The 21,361-nt window shown below is 70.9% G+C and carries 21 protein-coding genes and 1 pseudogene; 5 read left to right on the forward strand and 17 right to left on the reverse strand.

The genetic code is table 11. The features are described 5' to 3' along the window. Positions 1–173: 173 nt before the first annotated feature. From ACFXAZ_RS20475 to ACFXAZ_RS20505, 7 genes and pseudogenes are all read right to left on the reverse strand, one after another. Positions 174–860: pseudogene (locus tag ACFXAZ_RS20475) on the reverse strand (AMP-binding protein); the annotation flags it as partial. Positions 861–912: 52 nt separating this feature from the next. After that, positions 913–2,043, reverse strand: a complete 1,131-nt coding sequence (locus tag ACFXAZ_RS20480) for an acyl-CoA dehydrogenase family protein (RefSeq protein ID WP_384592908.1) — start codon at positions 2,041–2,043, stop codon at positions 913–915. 55 nt (positions 2,044–2,098) lie between these two features. Beyond that, a complete protein-coding gene (locus ACFXAZ_RS20485) occupies positions 2,099–3,946 on the reverse strand; it encodes an acetyl/propionyl/methylcrotonyl-CoA carboxylase subunit alpha (protein WP_384592911.1) in 1,848 nt (615 codons plus the stop codon). Positions 3,947–3,956: 10 nt separating this feature from the next. Beyond that, positions 3,957–5,555, reverse strand: coding sequence for an acyl-CoA carboxylase subunit beta (locus ACFXAZ_RS20490; RefSeq protein WP_384592914.1), 1,599 nt, complete (start codon positions 5,553–5,555; stop codon positions 3,957–3,959). Between the two features lie 109 nt (positions 5,556–5,664). Further along, positions 5,665–7,377, reverse strand: coding sequence for an acyclic terpene utilization AtuA family protein (locus ACFXAZ_RS20495; protein ID WP_384592970.1), 1,713 nt, complete (start codon positions 7,375–7,377; stop codon positions 5,665–5,667). 92 nt (positions 7,378–7,469) lie between these two features. Beyond that, positions 7,470–8,264 carry a TIGR03084 family metal-binding protein gene (locus ACFXAZ_RS20500; protein WP_384592917.1) on the reverse strand — a complete coding sequence of 265 codons (795 nt, stop codon included), beginning with the start codon at positions 8,262–8,264 and terminating at the stop codon, positions 7,470–7,472. A gap of 247 nt (positions 8,265–8,511) precedes the next feature. Next, complete coding sequence (locus ACFXAZ_RS20505) at positions 8,512–9,519, reverse strand: DMT family transporter (RefSeq protein WP_384592920.1); 1,008 nt, start codon at positions 9,517–9,519, stop codon at positions 8,512–8,514. Positions 9,520–9,822: 303 nt separating this feature from the next. Here ACFXAZ_RS20505 and ACFXAZ_RS20510 point away from each other — a divergent pair, with 303 nt between their 5' ends. Together ACFXAZ_RS20510 and ACFXAZ_RS20515 are read left to right on the forward strand one after the other, a co-directional pair. Continuing rightward, positions 9,823–10,032 carry a hypothetical protein gene (locus tag ACFXAZ_RS20510; RefSeq protein ID WP_384592923.1) on the forward strand — a complete coding sequence of 70 codons (210 nt, stop codon included), beginning with the start codon at positions 9,823–9,825 and terminating at the stop codon, positions 10,030–10,032. Positions 10,033–10,107: 75 nt separating this feature from the next. Then, positions 10,108–10,473: a hypothetical protein gene (locus tag ACFXAZ_RS20515; RefSeq protein ID WP_384592926.1), complete on the forward strand. Its 366-nt coding sequence runs from the start codon at positions 10,108–10,110 to the stop codon at positions 10,471–10,473. A 23-nt stretch (positions 10,474–10,496) separates the two neighbouring features. Here the strand turns inward: ACFXAZ_RS20515 and ACFXAZ_RS20520 are convergent, their stop codons facing one another. Further along, entirely contained in the window at positions 10,497–13,445 is a 2,949-nt protein-coding gene (locus ACFXAZ_RS20520) for an FAD-binding and (Fe-S)-binding domain-containing protein (RefSeq protein WP_384592929.1), read from the reverse strand. A gap of 188 nt (positions 13,446–13,633) precedes the next feature. Between ACFXAZ_RS20520 and serC the strand changes: the two genes are divergently transcribed. Continuing rightward, on the forward strand, positions 13,634–14,752 hold the full coding sequence (gene serC / locus ACFXAZ_RS20525) for a phosphoserine transaminase (protein WP_384592932.1): 1,119 nt from the start codon (positions 13,634–13,636) through the stop codon (positions 14,750–14,752). A 99-nt stretch (positions 14,753–14,851) separates the two neighbouring features. Here the strand turns inward: serC and ACFXAZ_RS20530 are convergent, their stop codons facing one another. The 7 genes from ACFXAZ_RS20530 to ACFXAZ_RS20560 form a co-directional block, all read right to left on the reverse strand. Beyond that, entirely contained in the window at positions 14,852–15,811 is a 960-nt protein-coding gene (locus ACFXAZ_RS20530) for a hypothetical protein (protein WP_384592935.1), read from the reverse strand. Positions 15,812–15,948: 137 nt separating this feature from the next. Beyond that, entirely contained in the window at positions 15,949–16,128 is a 180-nt protein-coding gene (locus ACFXAZ_RS20535) for a DUF397 domain-containing protein (RefSeq protein WP_384592938.1), read from the reverse strand. A 19-nt stretch (positions 16,129–16,147) separates the two neighbouring features. Next, positions 16,148–16,330 (reverse strand): DUF397 domain-containing protein, encoded by a 183-nt coding sequence (locus tag ACFXAZ_RS20540; RefSeq protein WP_384592941.1) that lies wholly within the window; start codon positions 16,328–16,330, stop codon positions 16,148–16,150. Between the two features lie 16 nt (positions 16,331–16,346). Then, the gene (locus ACFXAZ_RS20545; protein WP_384592944.1) at positions 16,347–16,526 is read right to left on the reverse strand and encodes a DUF397 domain-containing protein; all 180 of its coding nucleotides are present in this window, start codon (positions 16,524–16,526) and stop codon (positions 16,347–16,349) included. A gap of 19 nt (positions 16,527–16,545) precedes the next feature. After that, complete coding sequence (locus tag ACFXAZ_RS20550) at positions 16,546–16,725, reverse strand: DUF397 domain-containing protein (protein WP_384592947.1); 180 nt, start codon at positions 16,723–16,725, stop codon at positions 16,546–16,548. A 19-nt stretch (positions 16,726–16,744) separates the two neighbouring features. Beyond that, on the reverse strand, positions 16,745–16,924 hold the full coding sequence (locus ACFXAZ_RS20555; RefSeq protein WP_384592950.1) for a DUF397 domain-containing protein: 180 nt from the start codon (positions 16,922–16,924) through the stop codon (positions 16,745–16,747). Then, positions 16,924–17,790, reverse strand: coding sequence for a helix-turn-helix domain-containing protein (locus tag ACFXAZ_RS20560; protein ID WP_384592953.1), 867 nt, complete (start codon positions 17,788–17,790; stop codon positions 16,924–16,926). The genes ACFXAZ_RS20555 and ACFXAZ_RS20560 overlap by 1 nt, the downstream gene beginning before the upstream one ends. Positions 17,791–17,979: 189 nt before the next feature. Here ACFXAZ_RS20560 and ACFXAZ_RS20565 point away from each other — a divergent pair, with 189 nt between their 5' ends. Both ACFXAZ_RS20565 and ACFXAZ_RS20570 read left to right on the forward strand, forming a co-directional pair. Next, a complete protein-coding gene (locus ACFXAZ_RS20565) occupies positions 17,980–18,405 on the forward strand; it encodes an ATP-binding protein (protein WP_384592956.1) in 426 nt (141 codons plus the stop codon). 289 nt (positions 18,406–18,694) lie between these two features. Beyond that, entirely contained in the window at positions 18,695–19,207 is a 513-nt protein-coding gene (locus ACFXAZ_RS20570; RefSeq protein WP_384592959.1) for a hypothetical protein, read from the forward strand. On the opposite strand, the gene ACFXAZ_RS20575 is transcribed toward ACFXAZ_RS20570, so the two are convergent. Together ACFXAZ_RS20575 and ACFXAZ_RS20580 are read right to left on the reverse strand one after the other, a co-directional pair. Continuing rightward, a complete protein-coding gene (locus tag ACFXAZ_RS20575; protein WP_384592961.1) occupies positions 19,137–20,003 on the reverse strand; it encodes a DUF3592 domain-containing protein in 867 nt (288 codons plus the stop codon). The two genes, ACFXAZ_RS20570 and ACFXAZ_RS20575, sit on opposite strands and share 71 nt — an antisense overlap. Before the next feature lie 21 nt (positions 20,004–20,024). After that, complete coding sequence (locus ACFXAZ_RS20580; RefSeq protein ID WP_384592964.1) at positions 20,025–21,152, reverse strand: hypothetical protein; 1,128 nt, start codon at positions 21,150–21,152, stop codon at positions 20,025–20,027. Between the last annotated feature and the right edge of the window lie 209 nt (positions 21,153–21,361).

Raw genomic sequence — 21,361 nt, forward strand, 5'->3', positions numbered from 1 at the left:
CTGGGCGTGGGGCTGTCTGGTGATGTCTGAGTCTGTGCTGGCCTCTGTGCGGTTTGTTGTTGCCCCCCCCCCCCCCCCTCCCCCCCCCCCCCCCCCGGGGCGGCCCCCCCCCCCCCGCCCTAGCTTGCTCGTTGGGAGGTACGTCTACGCCGTACGGCTCGGTGTCCTTTAGACCCACTGACGTGGAAGAAGGGCAGCACGGCCAGGATGCGGTCGCCGGGGGCGGAGGGGATCACCTGGGTGGTGAGCTGGGCGAGGTTGGTGGCGATCTGCCGGTGGGTGAGCATCACGCCCTTCGGGGTGCCGGTGGTGCCCGAGGAGTACGGCAGGACGGCCACGTCCTCCGCCGGGTCGAGGGCGACGGACGGCTCGGGCGCGGTGGAGGCCAGCATGTCGGTCAGCGAGCGGTGGCCGGGCGCGCTGTCGCAGACGAAGAGCTCCTGGACGCCCCCGGCGAGACCGGCCGCCCTGCGGGCCACGTCCAGCAGCGGGGACACCGTGACGATCCAGCGGGCCGCGCAGTCCGCGAGCTGCTTGGCGAACTCCTCGGGCGTGGCGAGCGGATGCACGGTGGTCACGGAGGCGCCCGCGCGCGTGGCGGCGTAGAACGCGGTCGGGAAGGCGATGGTGTTCGGGCTGTGCAGGGCGAGCACATCGCCCTTGCGCACCCCGGCCTGGGCCAGACCGGCGGCGACCCGGCGGTGGAAGCGGTCCAGCTGCTCGTAGCCGAGGGTGGTGCCGTCGGTGCCGTCGATCAGGGCGGGGGTGTCCCCGAACGCGGCGGCACCGCCGAGCACGGCGTCGTGGATGGGCAGGTTCATGGGCGGGACGTCGGCGTATTGACTGCGGAACGACACCATCGGGTTCTCCTCCATCCCGTACCGGGTACCGGTTCAGGTATCCCGTACCGGTTCAGTACGACTTGGGCAGGCCCAGGCTCTGGTGGGAGACGTAGTTGAGGATCATCTCCCGGCTGACCGGCGCGATCCGGGCCACGCGGGCGGCCGTGATCAGTTTGGCGAGCCCGAACTCGCGGGTCAGGCCGTTGCCGCCGAGGGTGTGCACGGCCTGGTCGACGGCCTTCACACACGCCTCCCCGGCCGCGTACTTCGCCATGTTGGCCGCCTCGCCCGCGCCCGCGTCGTCGCCCGCGTCGTACAGCGCCGCCGCCTTCTGCATCATCAGACGGGCCAGTTCCAGCTCTATGTGGGCCTGCGCGAGGGGGTGGGCGATGGCCTGGTGGGCGCCGATGGGGGCGTTCCAGACGGTCCGCTCGCGGGCGTACTCGATGGCCCGGGACAGCGCGTAGCGGCCCATGCCGATCGCGAACGCCGCCGTCATGATCCGCTCGGGGTTCAGTCCGGCGAACAGCTGGAGCAGCCCGGCGTCCTCGTCGCCGACGAGCGCGTCGGCGGGCAGCCGTACGTCGTCCAGGACCAGCTCGAACTGCTTCTCCGCCGCCTGGAGTTCCATGTCGATGGGGTGCCAGGTGAAGCCCTGCGCGTCGCGCGGGACGATGAACAGGCAGGGCTTGAGCCGTCCCGTGCGGGCGTCCTCCGCGCGGCCGACGATCAGGACGGCGTCGGCGATGTCCACGCCGGAGATGAAGACCTTCCGGCCGGTCAGCAGCCAGGTGTCGCCGTCGCGGCGGGCGGTGGTGGTGATGCGGTGGGAGTTGGAGCCCGCGTCGGGTTCGGTGATGGCGAACGCCATCGTCTTCGTGCCGTCGGCCAGGGCCGGGAGCCAGTGGCGTTTCTGCGTCTCGGTGCCGAAGCGGGATATGACGGTGCCGCAGATCGCCGGGGAGACGACCAGCATGAGGAGGGGGGCTCCGGCCGCGCCCAGCTCTTCGAGGACGATCGAGAGTTCGGTGATACCGGCTCCGCCGCCGCCGTGCTCCTCGGGGAGGTTTACACCTAGGTAGCCCAGTTTGCCCGCTTCTGCCCAGAGGGTGGCTCGGTCGTAGGTGGGGCCGTGGGTCTTGCCGAGGGTGGCGACTGCGGATCGTAGGGTCTGGTGTTCTTCGGATTCGATGGGGGGCATCTCGCTCCTTCGGGGTGCGGGTTGTGGGTGGCTGGTCGCGCAGTTCCCCGCGCCCCTAAGAGGTGGGCTGGACTACCGCCAGCAGGGTGTCGACCTGCACCTGTTGTCCCGTGGTCACGTGGAGGGCATTGAGGGTGCCCGTTACGGGGGCTGTGATGCGGTGTTCCATCTTCATTGCCTCCAGCCATAGGAGGGGGTCTCCCGCCTGCACCGGGGAGCCCTCTCGCAGGCCCTCGGCGATGCGGATCACCGTGCCCGGCATGGGGGCCAGGAGGGAGCCGGGGGCGTGCTGGGTGGTGGGGTCGGGGAAGCGGGGGACGGGGGTCAGGGGGGTGTGGTTGACGTAGATCCGGTCGGCGTAGCGGGCGATCTCGAACGTCCTGCGTACGCCCGCCGCTTCCAGTACGACGTGCCGCGCGTCGGCGTGCAGGACGCGTACTCCGTCGGCCTCCAGGGTGCCCGCGCGGGTGTGGCGGTAGGTGGCCTCGTGTTCCTCCCCGGACAGGCGGTAGCGCTTGGTCTGGGGCTGGGAGGGGAGGTTGCGCCAGCCGCCGAAGCGGGAGCGGCCGTGGGCGTCGGCGAGGGCGGCGGCGAGCGGGGCGTAGGGGTCGGGGGCCGGGGTGGTGAGGGCGGTGAGGTGGCGGTCGTAGAAGCCGGTGTCCATGCGGGCCGCCGTGAACTCCTCGTGGCGCAGGGAGCGGACGAGGAGTTCGCGGTTGGTGAGGGGGCCGTGGATCTCCGTACGGTCCAGGGCGCCCGCCAGCTTGCGGAGGGCCTCCGCGCGGGTGGGGGCCTGGGCGATCACCTTGGCGAGCAGGGGGTCGTAGTGGACGCCGATGGTGTCGCCGTCGGTGTAGCCGGTGTCCAGGCGGACGCTTCCCGGTGCGGTGAGGCGGTGCAGGGTGCCGGTCTGCGGGGTCCAGTCGTGGGCCGGGTCCTCGGCGTACAACCGGGCCTCGACGGCATGGCCCTGCGCGCGGGGCGGCTGCTCGGGCAGGGCGTGGCCCTCGGCGATACGGATCTGCTCGGCCACCAGGTCGATGCCGAACACGGCCTCCGTGACGGGGTGTTCGACCTGGAGGCGGGTGTTCATCTCCAGGAAGTGCGCCGCGCCGTCGGCGACGAGGAACTCGACGGTCCCCGCGCCGACGTACGCCACGCGGCGCGCGGCGCGCTCGGCCAGCGCGTACAGCTCGTCGGTGAGGGCGGGTGCCAGGCCGGGCGCGGGGGCCTCCTCGATGACCTTCTGGTGGCGGCGCTGGAGGGAGCAGTCACGGGTGCCGAGCGGCCACACCGTGCCGTGGGTGTCGGCGAGGATCTGCACCTCGACATGGCGGCCACGCTCGACGTACGGCTCGACGAACACCTCACCGTCGCCGAACGCGCTCGCGGCCTCCGCGCGGGCGCCCTCCAGCGCGCCGGGCAGCTCCTCCAGGCGCCGCACGATCCGCATGCCGCGCCCGCCTCCCCCGGCGGCGGCCTTCACCAGCACCGGGAGATCGGCCTCGGTGACCTCGCCCGGCGGGGCGAGCCCCATCAGCTCCTTGGCGCGGGTCTTGGACGCCATGGCCTCGATGGCGTCGGGCGGTGGCCCGATCCACACCAGCCCGGCGTCCCGTACCTCGCGCGCGAAGCCGGCGTTCTCGGACAGGAAGCCGTAGCCGGGGTGCACGGCGTCGGCGCCCGCCGCGAGAGCCGCCTTCACGATCAGCTCGCCGCGCAGATAGGTGTCGGCGGGCGTGAGCCCCGGCAGCCGTACGGCGTCGTCGGCCACGCGCGCGTGCAGCGCGTCCGCGTCCGCGTCGGAGTACACCGCGACCGTGCGGATACCGAGGTCACGGCAGGTGCGGAAGATCCGGACGGCGATCTCGCCCCGGTTGGCCACAAGGAGAGAAGTGATCATGGGTGGTCCCTCACATCCGGAAGACGCCGAAGCCGCCGCGCACGCCCTCGTAGGGCGCGGTGTGGACGGCGGACAGGCACAGGCCGAGGACGGTCCGGGTGTCGCGGGGGTCGATGACCCCGTCGTCGTAGAGCCGCCCGGACAGGAACATCGGCAGCGACTCGGACTCGATCTGCCCCTCGACCATCGCGCGCAGGGCGGCGTCGGCGTCCTCGTCGTACGGCTGCCCCTTGGCGGCGGCCGACTGGCGGGCGACGATCGACAGCACCCCGGCGAGCTGCTGCGGGCCCATGACGGCCGATTTGGCGCTGGGCCAGGCGAACAGGAAGCGCGGGTCGTAGGCCCTGCCGCACATGCCGTAGTGCCCGGCGCCGTACGACGCCCCCATGAGGACGGACAGATGGGGAACGCGGCTGTTGCTGACGGCGTTGATCATCATGGCGCCGTGTTTGATGATGCCGCCCTGCTCGTACTCCCGGCCGACCATGTAGCCGGTGGTGTTGTGCAGGAACAGCAGCGGGATGTCCCGCTGGTTGGCGAGCTGGATGAACTGGGCCGCCTTCTGCGACTCGGCGCTGAAGAGCACGCCCTGGGCGTTGGCCAGGATGCCCACGGGGTAGCCGTGCAGGGTGGCCCAGCCGGTCGTCAGGCTCGTCCCGTACAGCGGCTTGAACTCGTCGAAGTCGGAGGCGTCCACGATCCGGGCGATCACCTCGCGCGGATCGAAGGGGATCTTGAGATCGCCGGGGACGATGCCGAGCAGTTCCTCCGGGTCGTACTTCGGCGGCTCGGCCGGCCCCGGATCCTCGTACGCCTTGCGGTGGTTGAGGCGGGCGACGACCCGGCGGGCCTGGCGCAGGGCGTCCGGCTCATCGACGGCGAAGTGGTCGGCGAGGCCGGAGGTGCGGGCGTGCATCTCGGCGCCGCCCAGCGACTCGTCGTCGCTCTCCTCGCCGGTCGCCATCTTCACGAGCGGCGGCCCGCCCAGGAACACCTTCGCGCGCTCCTTGACCATGATCACGTGGTCCGACATGCCGGGGATGTAGGCGCCTCCGGCCGTCGAGTTCCCGAAGACGACGGCGATGGTGGGGATGCCCGCGGCGGACAGCCGGGTGAGGTCCCGGAAGACGGCTCCTCCGGGGATGAAGATCTCCTTCTGGGAGGGCAGGTCGGCGCCGCCGGACTCCACCAGGCTGATGCAGGGCAGCCGGTTGGCGAGCGCGATGTCATTGGCCCGCAGCGCCTTCTTCAGGCTCCACGGGTTGCTCGCGCCGCCGCGCACGGTCGGGTCGTTGGCGGTGATCAGGCACTCCACGCCCTCCACCACGCCGATCCCGGTGACCAGCGAGGCGCCCACGGTGTGGTCACTGCCCCAGGCCGCCAGCGGGGACAGCTCCAGGAAGGGCGTGTCCGGGTCCAGCAGCAGCTCGATGCGCTCCCGGGCGAGCAGCTTGCCGCGCTTGCGGTGCCGCTGCACGTATTTCTCGCCGCCGCCCGCCAGCGCCTTCGCGTGCTCGACGTCCAGCTCGGCGAGTTTCGTGAGCATGGCGTCGCGGTGGGAGCGGTGGTCGGGGGAGGTGGGGTCGAGGGTGGATTCGAGGATGGTCACCGGGGCCTCCGGGGCGGCGCGAGGTGGGGGGCGCGAGCCGGGGTGGGGATGGGGTGGGGATGGGTCTGGGCGACGGTGGGGGATGGTGGGGGTTGTGGCGGCGGGGCGATCACAGGAGCGCCTCCGGGATGTCCAGGTGGCGGGAGCGCAGCCATTCGCCGAGCGCCTTGGCCTGCGGATCGAAGCGGGCCCGCGCGGCGACGCCTTCGCCGAGGATGCCCTCGACCACGAAGTTCAGCGCGCGGAGATGGGGCAGCGGATGCCGGGTGACCGGCAGGTCCCGGGTCTCGGGCAGCAGTTCCCGGAACCGCTCGACGGTCAGCTCGTACGCCAGCCACCGCCACGCGTCCTCCGACCGCGCCCACACCCCGACGTTGGCGTTGCCCCCTTTGTCCCCGCTCCGGGCCCCGGCGACTAGCCCGAGGGGGGCGCGGCGGGTGGGGCCGGGGGTGGGCGGGGGTGGCGGGAGGCCGGGGTCGGCGTCACACGCTTCGCGCACTTCGCGCACTTCGCCGACTCCCGATCCTTCGGGCCCGTCGATGACGAGGGTCTCGGCGGCCGGAGCGATCTGCACCCGGCGTCCGTCGGGGAGGACGGCCACATGGTCGACCTCGCCCTGCGGGACGTACGCCTCCTCGAAGACCCCGTAGGGCGAGCCCTTCCCGGGGGGCGCGAGCACATGGAACCCGGGGTAACTGCCCAGCGCCAGCTCCACGGCGGCCCCGCTCAGCGCCCGGCCGACCTTGCTCTCGTCCGCGTCCCGCACGACCAGCCGCAGCAACGCGCTCGCCGTCTCCTGCGTACCGGCGTCGGGGCGGTCCGTGCGGGCCAGCTCCCAGCGGACCTCGGCGGGGCGGGACTTGGCCAGCGCCTCCTCCAACTGCCCGCGCACCAGCGCCGCCTTGGCCTTGATGTCCAGGCCGGTGAGCACGAAGGCGACCTCGTTGCGGAAGCCGCCGAGCCGGTTGAGCCCGACCTTGAGGGTGGGGGGCGGTGCCTCACCCCGGACGCCCTCGATCCGTACCCGGTCGGGCCCGTCCTGGGCGAGCCGTACGGTGTCCAGCCGCGCGGTGACGTCCGGCCCCGCGTACCGGGCGCCGCCCGTCTCGTACAGCAGTTGCGCGGTGACGGTCCCGACGTCGACGAACCCACCGGTGCCGGGGTGTTTGGTGATGACGCTGGTGCCGTCGGCGTGGATCTCGGCGAGTGGAAAGCCGGGGCGGCGGACGTCCCCGTCGTTGAAGAACGCGTAGTTGCCGCCGGTGGCCTGTGTCCCGCACTCCAGCACATGCCCGGCGACGACGGCTCCCGCCAGCCGGTCGTACTCGTCCGCCCGCCACCCGAAGTGCGCGGCGGCCGGTCCGGTGACCAGCGCCGCGTCCGTCACCCGCCCGGTGACCACGACATCGGCGCCCGCGCGCAGACAGGCCGCGATCCCGAAACCCCCGAGATAGGCGTGCGCGGCGAGGGTGCCCGGGTGGGCGGCGGTGAGGTCGTCGCCCTCGACATGCGCCACGCGCGCGGGGATGCCGAGCCGGTCCGCCAGCTTGCGCACGGCGTCCGCGAGCCCCGCCGGATTCAGCCCGCCCGCGTTGGTCACGATCCGCACGCCCCGCTCCTGGGCGAGCCCGAGGGTGTCCTCCAGTTGCCGCAGGAACGTACGCGCGTATCCCGCTCCCGGGTCCTTCAGCCGGTCCCGGCCGAGGATCAGCATGGTCAGCTCGGCGAGATAGTCACCCGTCAGCACGTCCAGCTCGCCGCCGGTGAGCATCTCGCGCAGGGCGTCGAAACGGTCGCCGTAGAAGCCGGAGGCGTTGCCGATACGGAACGGCTCCGCCGGGGTGGGTGAGGTGTTCGGTAAGGCGTTGGGTGCGGTGTTCGGTGAGGTGTGCGGTGAGATATGCGGTGAGGCGTTCACCTTGCGTCCCCTTTCGGTGGGCGTCCGGCGCCGGGCGGGCCCGCGAACGCCTGGGCGATGTCCAGCCAGCGGTCCGCGTCGGGGCCGTCGGCATGGAGGGCGAGGTCGTCGCGATGGGCACGCCGGGTCACGAGCAGACAGAAGTCGAGCGCCGGTCCGGTGACCCGCTGCCCGGCCCCCTCGGGCCCGTACTCCCACAACTCCCCACCCGGACCGGCCAGTTCCACCCGGAACTCCTCGGCGGGCGGTGTCAGTCCACGCACCCCGAAGGCATGGTCACGCGCCCGGACCCCGATCCGCGCCACATGCCGCAGCCGCTTGGAGGGTGGCCGCACCACACCCACCGCATCGGCGATGTCCAGCCCGTGCGCCCAGGTCTCCATGATCCGGGCGGTCGCGAGGGAAGCGGCGGCCATGGGCGGCCCGTACCAGGGAAACCTCGCACCCGGCCGCGCGCCCCGCAGAGCCGCGTCGAGCGCGCCCCGCCCCGCACGCCAGCGCGTCAGCAACTCGGCGGGCGGCAGCCCGGCATCCTCCCTCGCACCGTCGTCCACAAAGGTCTCCGGCGAGGCCAGCGCCTTCTCCACGCATGCTTGGAAGCCGGCCTCATCGGTCACCGCGAGCAGGGCCGACCGGTCCGTCCACGCGAGATGGGCGACCTGATGCGCCACACTCCACCCCGGCGCGGGCGTGGGAGACGCCCACTCCTGCGGCCCCAGAGCGGCCACGATCGCATCGACCTCCGCGCTTTCCTCGCGCAGATCATCGAAGACGGGCGTCGAATCAAACACGGCTGCGCTCCCCTCGGAACACGACGGTGTGCGGGGCGATGCGTGCAGAGCATGGCAGCGGGCGGAGAAACAAGCAAGCGTGCTTGCATTGACTGGCGGGGACGGTCACCTGGCCGCTGGAGCCGCGCCGCAGCCGCGCCGTAGCGGCCCTCTCACCGCCACTCCCACCGCCACACTCTTGCTGCAGCTCTTGCTGCCGCTCTTGCTCCCGTTCCTGTTGCCGTTCCTGATGCCGTTCCTGTTGCGGCTACCGTTCCCGGGGCTCCGGGGACACCGGAGTCTCCGGGGACACCCGCGGCTTCCCCCGCCGCCCCTTGGGGCCGGTCGGGCTCATCCGGCGGGTCTGCGTTCTCACCGCGCCCATGCTCGCCGCGATGACCAGGGCGATGGCGGCGGCCTCCATGGCGTTCAGGGCCTGGTCGAGGATGAGGAAACCGGCGGTGGCGGCGATGGCCGGTTCGAGGCTCATCAGGATGGCGAAGGTGGGGGCGGGCAGGCGGCGCAGGGCGAGGAGTTCGAGGGTGTAGGGGAGGACCGAGGAGAGGACGGCGACCGCCGCGCCCAGGGCGAGGATCTCCGGGTCCAGCAGCTTCGTACCGGACTCGGCGATGCCCAGGGGCAGGAAGAGCACCGCCGCCACCGCCATGGCGAGCGCGAGTCCGTCCGCCTGCGGGAAGCGGCGGCCGGTTCTCGCGCTGAAGACGATGTACGCCGCCCACATCGCGCCCGCCGACAGGGCGAAGGCCGCGCCGACCGGGTCGAGGGTGTCGAAACCGCCGCCGCCGAGCAGGAAGACACCGGCCAGGGCGAGGCCCGCCCAGACGAAGTTGATCGCACGGCGGGAGGCGATGACGGACAGGGCCAGCGGGCCGAGCACTTCGAGGGTGACGGCGGCGCCCAGCGGGATGCGGTCCACGGCCTGGTAGAAGAGGCCGTTCATCGCGGCCATGGTGATACCGAAGACCACGACCGTGCCCCAGTCGGTGCGGGAGTGCCCGCGCAGCTTGGGCCGGCAGATGATCAGCAGCACGAGCGCTGCCACCGCCAGCCGCAGGGTGACGATGCCGAGGGCGCCGGCCCGGGGCATCAAGGTCACCGCCAGCGCCCCGCCGAACTGCACCGACACCCCACCCGCCAGCACCAGCCCGACGGGCCCGAGAGAACCGCGTCGGCGCGGGGAGCCACCGGACGGGGTGGTGGCGGGGGCCCGGGTAGGCGCGGGCGACGGCGAGGTGGCTGCGTCGGGGGTGGTCACAGGGCGTTCCAGGGGGCTCGGTGCGGGTGATTGTCGTTCATTACCATGTACCTATCAGTCCAGAGTAGTGGACTCCGTCAGGGGTGTGAACCGCTCACGCCACTGACCTTCCTGTCGCGTCCGTCACCCCGTTCCACCTGCCCTGGGGGGGCGGGACCGTACTTCCGGAGGGCGGCGAGTGGCGAGCGGCGCTGAGGACGGAAGGTGAAGGAATCGGCCACCGGCGGTCAAGGCCGTCCGGCCGCTGACCCGGCAGGCTGGATCTCGTACCCAACTCCCGCTCGCCAGAAGGAGAGAAGTCCGATGTCCTTCCGCATCCGCGGGGCCCTGACCGTCACCGCCTTGGCCACGGCGTTGGTCACCGGAGCCGCGGCACCGGCGCTCGCCGACCAGCACGTCACCGTCACCCCGCTCGACCATCACGTCACCATCACACCCCTCGACCAGAACGTCACTGTCAGGCCCCTCGACCAGAACGCCACGGTCGCACCGCTCGGCGGCGTCTCGGCCTAGGGCCGTGCGCTTCTCGGGCATCAGCACACATCCGAAGGTCACCCATCCGAAGGTTTCCGAGAACGGAAGATCGGCTTGAAACGCACTTCAGCATTGCTGGGACTGGCACTGGCCGCGTCCCTCTCCCTGCCGCTGCTCACGGCCGGACCGGCGCACGCCACGGCCGGTGACTGCCGGGCCTCCTTGAAATCCCAGGGCTACCTGGTCGGCCCGATCGTCACCAAGGCGTGCGACTCCGGGGCACAGGGATCTGCGCCCAAGTGCGTCGGCCCCCTGGTGAACGTGGGAGTGAGCGTCACCCACGCGGAGACCGCTTGCAAGCGTGCTTCCGCGCCCGCCAAGAAGACCCCGCAGCAGCCCGGCAAGAAGATCCCGCAGCCCGGCAAGAAGATCCCGCAACCCGACAAGAAGATCCCGCAGCCCTCCAAGAAGGGTTCGTAGCGCATCCTCGGCCGGAGGTCCGGTCACGAACCCGGCGGCAGCGGCTGCGGCTGCGGCAGTGCCTCCGGCAATGACTCGGCCAGGACCTCCGCCAGATGTCTCCCCCGCGCGCCCGCCAGTTGTTCCAGCTGGGTCCGGCAGGAGTAGCCGTCCGCCAGGATCACCGCGTCGGTGGGGGCCGATGCCAGCGATGGGAGGAGCTGTTCCTCCGCGCAGGCGCGGGAGACCTCGGCGTGGCCGCGTTCGAAGCCGAAGTTTCCGGCGAGGCCGCAGCAGCCGCCGGAGAGTTCGCCGGTCAGGCCGGCCGCCGCGCGCAGCCGCCGTTCGGCGGTGTCGCCGAGGATCGCGTGCTGGTGGCAGTGGGTCTGTCCGACGGCTGGGCGGTCGAGCCGGGGCGGTGTCCAGTGGGGGGCGTGGCGCTCCAGAGTCTGGGCGAAGGTCAGGACGCGGGCGGCGAGACGGGCGGCTCTGGGGTCGTCGGGCAGTAGCTCGGGGAGATCGGTGCGCAGTGCGGCGGCGCAACTGGGCTCCAGGACGACCACGGGGGCGGTGGTCTCCAGGACGGGTTCCATGAGGTCGAGGGTGCGGCGGAGCACCGCGCGGGCGCGGTCGAGCTGGCCCGTGGAGACATAGGTGAGGCCGCAGCAGACCCGGCCCCGGCCGCGCAGCAGGGACCTGGGGTCGAGGGCGACCGTGATGCCGTCGCCGATCGGGGGGCGGGTGAAGTGGACGGTCGGGGGGAGCGCGACGCGCAGCCCGGCGGCCTCCAGGACCCGGACGGCGGACCGTCCGACGGACGGGGCGAGGTGCTCGGTGAAGGTGTCCGGCCAGAGGATGACCAGCTCGCCGTCCGGCGGGGCGGTCGTGGTGCCCCGGCGTCGCTCCCACCACCGGCTGAAGGTCTGCCCGGCCAGCCGGGGAATCCCCCGCTCACGGTCGACACCGGCGAGCCGCTTGCCGAGCCGGGCGAGGGGCGACACCGCGGCCAGGGCGTTGACCAGCCATGCCGTCCGGGTCCGGGACACCCAGCGCAGCCACAGCGGCAGCCGTCCGAGGCTGTAGTGCGCGGCGGGGCGGCGGCGTCCGGCGTAGTGGTGATGCAGGAACTCCGCCTTGTAGGTGGCCATGTCGACGCCGACCGGGCAGTCCGAGCGGCAGCCCTTGCAGGACAGGCACAGATCCAGCGCGTCCCGTACCTCCGTGGACCGCCAGCCGTCGGTCACCAGCTCCCCGGCGAGCATCTCGTGCAGCAGCCGGGCGCGTCCCCGGGTGGAGTGGGTTTCGTCGCCGGTCGCGCGGAAGGACGGGCACATGACGGCGGGCCCGGACGCGATGGTCGTACGGCATGTGGCGACGCCGACGCAGCGGCGGACGGCGGCCGAGAAGTCACCGCCGTCGGCGGGGTAGCCGAAGGCCACGTCGACGGGCTCGCGGGGCAGCACGGCGAAGCGCAGGTCGGCGTCGAGGGGTGCGGGGCGGACCAGCATTCCGGGGTTGAGGAGGTCGTCGGGGTCCCAGACGGCCTTGGCCCGCTCGAAGAGGGCGACCATGTCCGGCCCGTACATCGTGGGGAGGAGTTCGGAACGGGCGAGCCCGTCGCCGTGCTCCCCGGAGAGCGAGCCGCCATGGGCGACGACAAGGTGGGCCAGTTCCTCGGAGAAGCGCCGGAAACGGGCCACGCCCGCGTCGGTGAGCAGGTCGAAGTCGATCCGGACATGGATGCAGCCGTCGCCGAAGTGCCCGTACGGGGTGCCGCGCAGGCCGTGGGTGGTCAGCAGGGCCCGGAAGTCGCGCAGGTAGGGGCCGAGGCGGGCCGGTGGTACGGCGCAGTCCTCCCAGCCGGGCCAGGCCTCGCTGCCGTCGGGCATCCGGGTCGCCGTACCGGCGGCGTCCTCGCGGATCCGCCACAGCGCGCGTTGACCGGCGGGGTCGGTGACCACGCGTGCGTCGAGCACGTCGGCCGCGCGGATGACGGCGTCGGCGTGCGCCCGCGCCTCGGCCGGTGTCTCGCCGCCCGTCTCCACGAACAGCCAGGCCGCGCCGCGCGGCAGCCCCGCCGGGTCGGGCACCAGGTCGATGGCCATGCCCTCCACGGTCAGCGGCCCGTACGGCAGCAGGCCCGCGGCGGCTTCGGCGGCGGCGGCCTCGTCGGCGTACCCCAGCACCGCCAGCGCTCGCGCGCGGGGTGCCTCCACGAGCCGTACGACCGCTTCGGTGAGCACGCCGAGGGTGCCTTCCGAGCCGCAGAAGGAACGGGCGACATCGGCGTGGTGCTCGGGCAGCAGCGCGTCCAGCGCGTAGCCGGAGATACGGCGGGGGAGGTCGGGAAATCCGGTGCGCAGCCGCGCCAACTGGTCGTCGATCAGCTCCCGGAGCCCGTCCGGCGCACCGGCCCACTCCTGCCCCAGCCGCAGCGGCTCGCCCCGCGCGGTGAGCACGGACAGTTCGCGGACGCTGTCGGCGGTGGTGCCCCAGGCGACGGAGTGGGACCCGCACGAGTTGTTCCCGATCATGCCGCCGAGGGTGCAGCGGCTGTGGGTGGCCGGGTCGGGCCCGAAGCGCAGTCCGTGCGGGGCGGCGGCCTCCTGGAGCCGGTCCAGGACGAGCCCCGGCTGTACGACGGCGGTACGCGCCTCGGCGTCCAGGGAGATCAGCCGGTTCATGTGCCGCGTGAAGTCCAGGACGACGCCGGTGCCGGTCGCCTGCCCGGCGATGGAGGTCCCGCCCCCGCGCGGCACGACGGGCACCCCGCGGGCGCGGCACACCGCCAGCACGGCCGCCACGTCATCGGCGTCTCTGGGCGCGACCACCCCCAGCGGGACCCGCCGGTAGTTGGAGGCGTCCATGGTGACCAGCGCGCGGGAGGTGACGTCGAAGCCGACGTCACCGCGCACCGCGCGGCGCAGTTCCGCTTCGAGATCCGTCTGATCGGTGCGGTCGGGGTGATCGGTGCGGTCGGTGAGATCCGTCATGGGTCCAGGATGCACGCGCTCACGCAGAGTCACATCGAGTTGTCCACAGCCACCCACTATTAGTAGTACCAACCCTGCGAGGGGCGGGCCGAAGGAAGTCCGGGACGCGGAGTCCAGGCCCTGGAGATCTCGTCTCATCCGACGGACACCGTTCCGCCCGGTTTCGCCCACCCGATACGCTCCGGATCGTGGCCGACATCCAGATTCCCGCTGACATCAAGCCCGCCGATGGTCGATTCGGCGCTGGCCCCTCCAAGGTGCGAGTCGAGGCGCTGGACGCCCTCGCCGCCACCGGTACCTCTCTGCTGGGCACCTCCCACCGCCAGGCCCCGGTCAAGAACCTGGTCGGCCGGGTGCGTGACGGCATCCGCGAGCTGTTCCAGCTGCCCGACGGCTACGAGGTGATCCTCGGCAACGGCGGCTCCACGGCGTTCTGGGACGTCGCGACGCACGGCCTGATCGAGAACAAGTCGCAGCACCTGAACTTCGGTGAGTTCAGCTCGAAGTTCGCGAAGGCGGCGAAGCTGGCGCCGTGGCTGGCCGACCCGGACGTCATCGCGTCGGACCCCGGTACGCACCCGGAGCCGGTCGCGGCGGCGGGCGTCGACGCGTACGCGTTCACCCACAACGAGACCTCGACCGGTGTCGCCATGCCGATCAAGCGGGTCGCGGGCGCGGACGAGGGCGCGCTGGTACTGGTCGACGCCACCTCCGGCGCCGGGGGCCTGCCGGTCGACATCACCGAGACCGACGTGTACTACTTCGCCCCGCAGAAGTCCTTCGCCGCGGACGGTGGCCTGTGGATCGCCGTCTTCTCGCCGGCCGCGATCGAGCGCGCGGAGCGGATCCACGCGTCCGGGCGTCACATCCCGGAGTTTTTCTCGCTGCCGACGGCGATCGACAACTCGCGCAAGAACCAGACGTACAACACCCCGGCGCTCGCCACCCTGTTCCTCCTGGGTGAGCAGCTGAACTGGCTCAACGGCCAGGGCGGCCTGGACTGGGCGGTCCGCCGCACGGCCACCTCCGCGCGGACGCTGTACGGCTGGGCGGAGGACGTGAAGTTCGCCAGCCCGTTCGTCGCCGACCCCGCCAAGCGCTCGCAGGTCATCGGCACGATCGACTTCACCGACGAGGTGGACGCGGCGGCCGTCGCGAAGGTGCTGCGCGCCAACGGCATCGTGGACACGGAGCCGTACCGCAAGCTGGGCCGCAACCAGTTGCGCGTGGCGATGTTCCCGGCGATCGAGCCGTCGGACGTCGAGGCGCTGACGAAGTGCGTGGACTATGTGATCGAGCAGCTCTGACGCTGCCGCGTCAGGTACGGCGGTTTCCGGTACGACGACGAAGGGCGCCCGGCGGTACGAATCCGCGGGGCGCCCTTTTGTCGGTGCCTGGCTCTTGCTCTAGCTCTGCGCGTCGGCCTCAGCCTCTGCGAAGAGTTCCTCGGCGTTCGTCACGCTCACGGACCGGTCGAACCAGACACCCAGTACGTCGACGTCGGTGCACTCGGTGATCCGCTGACGAATGTCGTCGGAGACCTCGACATCGCGTACGTAGAGCACTCGGAGGATAGCCTCGGCACGGCCCTTGGCAAGGCCCTTGGCAAGGCCCTCGGCCTCGCCCTTCTCGCGGACAGCGAGCCATGTCTCTTCCATGACTGTGCCACTACCGGGGAATTGGGGACTCCACGCCTTCACCAACTGCCTCCAAAGGTATCGGGCCGGGCTGTCGCCCAGACCAATCTCGACGTACTCCGCCCAGTCGCCAACGCCAATGCCGTCGTCGGTCTCGGTATCAGCCTCGGATCTGGCCTTCATCCCATCCGACAGCGCTTCCAGTATGGCAGGCAGCCCCGGGTCCTTGGCGTGGGCAAACGCCGAGAACACGGCGACCGGAAGGTCCTGCGCGGCCTGGTCCGGGTCGGTGATCACGGACAGGTTCCCCGGCCCGAGGACCAGGGGGAACACATGCATGCTGGTGTGGAAGCGGCGCCCGATACGGATGGGTTCCATCGCCCACGCGGCTGTCGTCTTGTCCCGGCAGAGCACCAGGAGGATCGGCGGCAGTCGGTACTTGGCATACAGGTAGGCCAAGTAGTACGTCCAGCTGTTGCGTTTGTCCGGGTCCGGCTTGCTTTGAGACTCGACGGCGAGCAGGAAGCCGCCCTCGTCGTCGGCGGCTCGCACCTGGAACAGGCTGTCCACCCGGCGCTCGATCGGCTTGATCTCGGTGAGATCGGTGTCCAACGGGTCGATCGAGTAGTACTCGGGGAAGGTGATACCGGCCCGCGGCAGCAGCCGGGAGAACAAGCCCGGCTCCCGCCTGAAGATCCGATGCATCGCATCGTGAGCTGAACTGACCATACGGCGGAACGTAGTCGCACGAACACGCCCTGCGGGACGATACGGGCGGTACGTCAGCCGGACGAGTGAATATGCCTATGGACTATGCCAAGAGGCGCCCTACGGGATCCGCGGGGCGCCCCTGAGCGTGACTGCCCCTAGCCGAACTGCCGGATGAAGGCGTGCCAGCTCTCGCGGGAGGCGGTGAGGAGGGGGCTGGCGGGCTGCTTGCTGTCGCGGACGGCTCGGCCGTCGTCGGCGGCGTCTGCCACCTCTACGCAGTTGGTCTCCGGCTGGGAGTACGACGACTTCCAGAAGGGGCTTACAACGTCGGTCACAACACGTCTCCCTCCATGCCTACGCGAACTGCCGGACGAACGCGTGCCAACTCCCGCGCGAGGCGGCGAGGAGAGGGCCGGCGGGCTGCTTGCTGTCGCGAACGGCTCGGCCATCGACTGATGTGGCAGCCACTTCTACGCAGTTGCCCTGCTGCCCTGAGTACGAAGACTTCCAAAAGGGGCCAGCAACCACGGTCACCATGTTCCCTCCTCCATACCTACGAGAACTGCCGTATGAACGCGTGCCAGCCCTCGCGCGAGACCGCGACAAGAGGGCCAGCGGACTGCTTGCTGTCACGGACAGCCCGGCCGCCAGGAGCCGTGTCGGCGACCTCTACACAGTCACCATGCTGCCCCGAGTGCGACGACTTCCAAAAGGGGCCAGCAACCACGGTCACGACACGTCTCCCTCCATGCCTACGCGAACTGCCGGACGAACGCGTGCCAACTCCCGCGCGAGGCGATGAGGAGGGGACCGGTGGGCCGCTTGCTGTCGCGGACTGCCCGGCCACCGGGAGCCGTGTCGGCGACCTCGACGCAGTTGTTCTCTTGCCCCGAGTGCGACGACTTCCAGAAAGGACTCACAACCTCGGTCACGACGCGTCCCCCTCCATACTTACGCGAACTGCCGGACGAACGCGTGCCAGCCCTCGCGCGAGACCGCGACAAGGGGGCCGGCGGGCTGCTTGCTGTCACGGACGGCCCGGCCACCGGGAGCCGTGTCAGCGACCTCGATGCAAGCGTTCTCCTGCCCCGAGTACGACGACTTCCAGAAGGGGCTTACAACCTCGGTCACTATGCGTCTTCCTTCAAACTCCGCAGTATGCTCCGGATGACCTTCGAACTCTCATCCGGCGCCAACGCTGACGATCGTAGTAGGTCGAATGCATTGGCGTAAGCGGCAAGGTCCTCAGCGCCTTCAAGGACCGACGTGCCTCGCAGGTTGTCCATGGCGACCGCTTCAACCCTCGGCTCCTCGTCAAAGCTGAAGGAGTAGAAGGCGCAGGAGTAACCGGCCAAGACGCCCGCGCTGAACGGCAGCACCTGCACGGTGACATTCTTGCGCTCGCCGATCTCAAGGATCGCGGACAACTGCTCCCGATGAATCTCAACGTTCACAAGTGGGTGGGCAAGGACCGCTTCCCAAAGGATGGCCGTGTACGACGCCCCGCCCTCTTCGATCTTCGCCTGCCGCCCCACGCGTACCTTCACCAGTTGGCCGACCCGTTCCGGATCGAGATAGTGGGGGCCACCGACAATAACCGCTTCCGCATAGGCCGGAGTTTGGAGCAGCCCCGGGACCATGACCGGCTGCCATTCCCGGATGTAGGTCGCGTCGTCCTCCAGCGCGATGTGATCGAGATAGTCCGAGCGCAGGTGCGCCGCATGTTCGAGCCACCAACCCCTGTTCCTGGAGTGCTTGGCCAAGTCCTCCAACTTGGCCCGCACTTCCGGGTCGGCAACGCCGTACGCATCCAGCAGCAGCCGCACCTCAATCACCCGCGCGGTGAAGTGACCGCTTTCAAGGCGGCTGATCCTGGCCTGACTTGCCGCGATGATCTCGGCGGCCTGCGGTTGATCGATCTTGGCCGCGTGCCGGTACTGCCTGAGTGCCGCCCCCAAGCGCCTGCTGCGCACCGTCGGTCGTCCACCAGTGGGCATGGGCCCTCCCCTCTTCTCCGGAAACGATGGCACACAAGGCGGGAGCTACGAGAGTCCACCACTCGATCGAGTGATTGAGTGTATGTATTCACTCAGCCATGTTGCTCGACACCCAAATACAGCCGTAGCTTCATGAAGGCGCCGCAACGGAGCGCATCTTGACGACACGTCAGGAGGTACGGCACCCCCATGCCCGAACCCGAGATCTTCCGCATCCCCAAGCGCAGGCAGCACGTCCCGGCGGCCCGTCACCGCATCCGCAAGACGCTCGCGAACTGGGGAATCACCGGCGAAGTCGCCGACGCCATCACGCTCGCCGCCAACGAACTCATCACCAACGCCGTGGCCCACTGCCGCGTCGGTCACGCCCAGGTACGGATCACGCTCACCCTCCAGGGCGCCGAACTGCTGCTGGAGGTCGCCGACCCCGACCGGGACCGGCTCCCCCGGCCCCACAACTCCGACCCGGACGAAGAACACGGCCGCGGACTGACCCTCGTAGCCGGGCTGGCCGACGCCTGGGGCCATCGGACCGAGCCGTACATCAAGTGTGTGTGGGCGCGATTCACGGTCACCGAGAGGCTGGAGGCGGCCCATGCTCCGGCGGATTTATGACGCGCTCGCGCGCCTGCGTCCCAGGCGCCCCGCGCCAAGCGTCCAGGACCTCGTGCAAGAGGCCCGCACCCCGGACCCGTACGTGTGGCGGCTGCCAAGCCCTCACCAGGCCCGTTGGCGTCGCTGGGCCAGACGCAATCGCGCGGCCGGCCATCGTCTGCCGCTGCTGCCGGACGAGGAGTGCTGGCACAAGCCCCGTCACACACGCGGACCCCGTTGGGAGACCTCCGACGACGTCGTACGGCCGTACGTCCTCAGACCTTGACCGGACGGTGGAGAGCGAACGACCATGCACCACCACGCCTACCTCTGGACCGGCCCCAAACCCCGTTTCGACCAGGAAGCCCTACGGCGGCCCCCGCCCCCCGAGCCGCCCCCCGCCGGAGCGCGGCCCGAGCTGGTCCAGAGGTATCGCGAGGTCGCCGCCGAGTTCCCCGCCTCGGACCTGCCCCCGCTGGAGACGGCGTACTGGCTCGTCAAAGCCCGTTCACTCGTGCGCGGCACCTGGCACGACCCCCGGTCGGCCGCCGCCTGGCTGGGAGAGCGGCTCGCCGCGTACACACCCCGGTTCGCCTCCCCCTGCGACCCCGGCGCCCTGGTCGCCTCCGCCCATCACCGGCTCGCCGCCGGCGACGACGTGTCCCTCGGCTTCTATCTCGAACGCCCCGCCTACCTCTGCCTCGCCCTCGTCACCTGCGCCCCGAACCGCCAGCACCCGGCGTTTCCCTGCCCTACGGCAGCTCCGCCAGTGCCGCCCCCACCCCCACCGCCGCCAGCCCAACCAGCAGCACCAGTGCGGTGATGACGATGTCGTGGCCCCGGGAATGGCGTTGGTCCGGCAGGTCCAGGGTGAAGACGGACGGGTTCTCCGGCGTGTAATGAACCGTGACCTCCCGGCCATGGGACTTGACCGGGTCCGGCAGGTCCCTCGTGCAGTAGGCGAGGACCGCCTCGCCCGCGTGGGTCGTGAACGCGAGGACCGGGGTGTGGCTGGTCGTCAGGCCGCCATCGCCGTCGTCGCTGACGTCCTTGAGCACGGCGACGATCCGCCCCGGGACGGGGGTCATCGACGTCAGCCGGGCGATCCGGCGGCTCGCCTCATGGGCGTTCACCGGCAGGAAGAACGCGGCGCTGACCGCCAGCGGCGCGCCGGAGCCGATCAGTGCCCACGGCCAGCCCCAGTCGATCGCCGCGTAGGTGACCAGTCCGGCATAGATGAGGAAGACCGCGCAGCTCGGCCAGCCCAGCCCCCGGCTTGACTCCAGGTTTGTGGTGAAGCGGAAGTTGTGGAGCTGCCCGGGGAGGTAGCGGATGCCGATCTCGCGGCCCGTCCACGCCCTGTCGATCCAGTCGCCGTGCTCACCGTCGTTCGTGACCGTGTGCTCCTGCCCGGTGGCTGGATCCCGGAAGGTGACCACCACCGGGATGCCGCCGCGCTTCGAGCCGCCGTGCCGGGGTTCCGTCACCCGCTCGATCCTGCCCTTGACCCTCACCATCCGCTGGGCCCGGGTCACCCCGGCCAGCGACCGGCCGTAGCCGACCAGCGCCACCGTGCCGAACACCGCGCACCACAGCGCCAGATACTCATTCCAATCCATGGCCTGTTCCCCTTGCTCCCCTCAGTCCCCTGCCGGAGTGCGTGCCACCACGTCACCCCGCTCGTCCGCCTCCAGCGACGCCGTGCCCTCGGGGCCGGTCACCCCCACCCTGATGGTGACGCTGTCGGCTGTGAGGTTCTCGGCGGTGATCTGCCAGGAGTCGGGGGACTGGACGCCGAGGGTGCTGATGGCTTCCTCCACCAGGGCCGGGAAACGCTCGTACGGCAGGGAGGCCAGGTCGAAGCCCGGCGCCTGGGAGTCGGACGGGACGTACACCACCGACAGCACCCGTTCCTGTACGACGACGGTCAGGGCCGGGCCCTTGTCCTGGTCGTCGGCCTGGGTGAGGGACTCGATCGCCCGGCTCAGCTCACCCTCGTCCAGGAACGACTGGCCCGCGCCCAGCGTGACCGTACTCGTCGCCGACGACACCACCGTCGTGGAGGAAGAAGAAGAGGAAGAAGTGGAAGAAGAGACGGACGGGCCGGCTGCCGTGTCCGTTCCGTCGAACAGGTCGACCCGGTACGGGAAGACCACCGCCGCCACCCCCAGCAGCAGACCCAGCACCGCGAGGATGCCGAGGGCGCAGCCGTCCCGGTCGTCCACCGTCATGGCCGGGCCCGGCGCCGAGTCGATCCGCGCCCCGGCCAGCCGCTCCTCCCACTCCGGCGTCGGCCGCTTCACGATCCGTACCTGCCACGGCTTGTCCGGTGGGTACTGGACCACCAGCATCCCGCTCGCGCGGTAGTCGGACAGTTCGACCAGATTGATGTCCTGCTTGAACTCGACGCGGAACGCGGGCCCGTCCTCCGGCGCCACCGTGGCATCGAACCGCACCGGTACGTCGCTCGTCTCGCCCCGGACGGCCTCCAGACTCTCGATCATCGCGAGTGCCGTGCGGGGCACGACCCGCGCCTCACGGGCCCGCCGTGGCGCACCGGAGAGGTAGTAGAGCAGCGCGTAACCGGCGGGCACGGCCAGACCCGCGACGGTCAGCGGCACCTTCTCGATGTTGATGCCGACGACGAAGGCGCTCAGCGACCCCCCGATCACGCCACCCGTCAGAAAGCCCAGGAGGAGGGTGACGGGAGTGGTGCGCTTGGGAGGCCCGGGGGGCCCGGGGGGCCTGACACCCGTGGTGATCGTCATACGGGTGATTGTGGCGGGCCCGGGTGACGACCGGTAGGGCCCCCACCATCAACCCGCCGAACTCCCCCCACCATCAACCCGCCGAACTCCCCCCACCATCAACCCGCCGAACTCCCCCCACCATCAACCCGCCGAACTCCCCCCACCATCAACCCGCCGAACTCCCCTCACCATCAACCCGCTGAACTCCCCCCACCATCAACCCGCCG

The sequence above is a fragment of the Streptomyces sp. NPDC059477 genome (genome assembly GCF_042749375.1).
Classification (GTDB): Bacteria; Actinomycetota; Actinomycetes; order Streptomycetales; family Streptomycetaceae; genus Streptomyces.

Bases quoted from the DNA above. Each gene is read 5' to 3' on its own strand.
- ACFXAZ_RS20480 (WP_384592908.1), bottom strand. From the start codon at position 2,043: ATGCCCCCCATCGAATCCGAAGAACACCAGACCCTACGATCCGCAGTC.
- ACFXAZ_RS20485 (WP_384592911.1), bottom strand. From the start codon at position 3,946: ATGATCACTTCTCTCCTTGTGGCCAACCGGGGCGAGATCGCCGTCCGG.
- ACFXAZ_RS20510 (WP_384592923.1), top strand. From the start codon at position 9,823: ATGTCCTTCCGCATCCGCGGGGCCCTGACCGTCACCGCCTTGGCCACG.
- ACFXAZ_RS20520 (WP_384592929.1), bottom strand. From the start codon at position 13,445: ATGACGGATCTCACCGACCGCACCGATCACCCCGACCGCACCGATCAG.
- ACFXAZ_RS20530 (WP_384592935.1), bottom strand. From the start codon at position 15,811: ATGGTCAGTTCAGCTCACGATGCGATGCATCGGATCTTCAGGCGGGAG.
- ACFXAZ_RS20540 (WP_384592941.1), bottom strand. From the start codon at position 16,330: ATGGTGACCGTGGTTGCTGGCCCCTTTTGGAAGTCTTCGTACTCAGGG.
- ACFXAZ_RS20560 (WP_384592953.1), bottom strand. From the start codon at position 17,790: ATGCCCACTGGTGGACGACCGACGGTGCGCAGCAGGCGCTTGGGGGCG.
- ACFXAZ_RS20565 (WP_384592956.1), top strand. From the start codon at position 17,980: ATGCCCGAACCCGAGATCTTCCGCATCCCCAAGCGCAGGCAGCACGTC.
- ACFXAZ_RS20570 (WP_384592959.1), top strand. From the start codon at position 18,695: ATGCACCACCACGCCTACCTCTGGACCGGCCCCAAACCCCGTTTCGAC.
- ACFXAZ_RS20575 (WP_384592961.1), bottom strand. From the start codon at position 20,003: ATGGATTGGAATGAGTATCTGGCGCTGTGGTGCGCGGTGTTCGGCACG.
- ACFXAZ_RS20580 (WP_384592964.1), bottom strand. From the start codon at position 21,152: ATGACGATCACCACGGGTGTCAGGCCCCCCGGGCCCCCCGGGCCTCCC.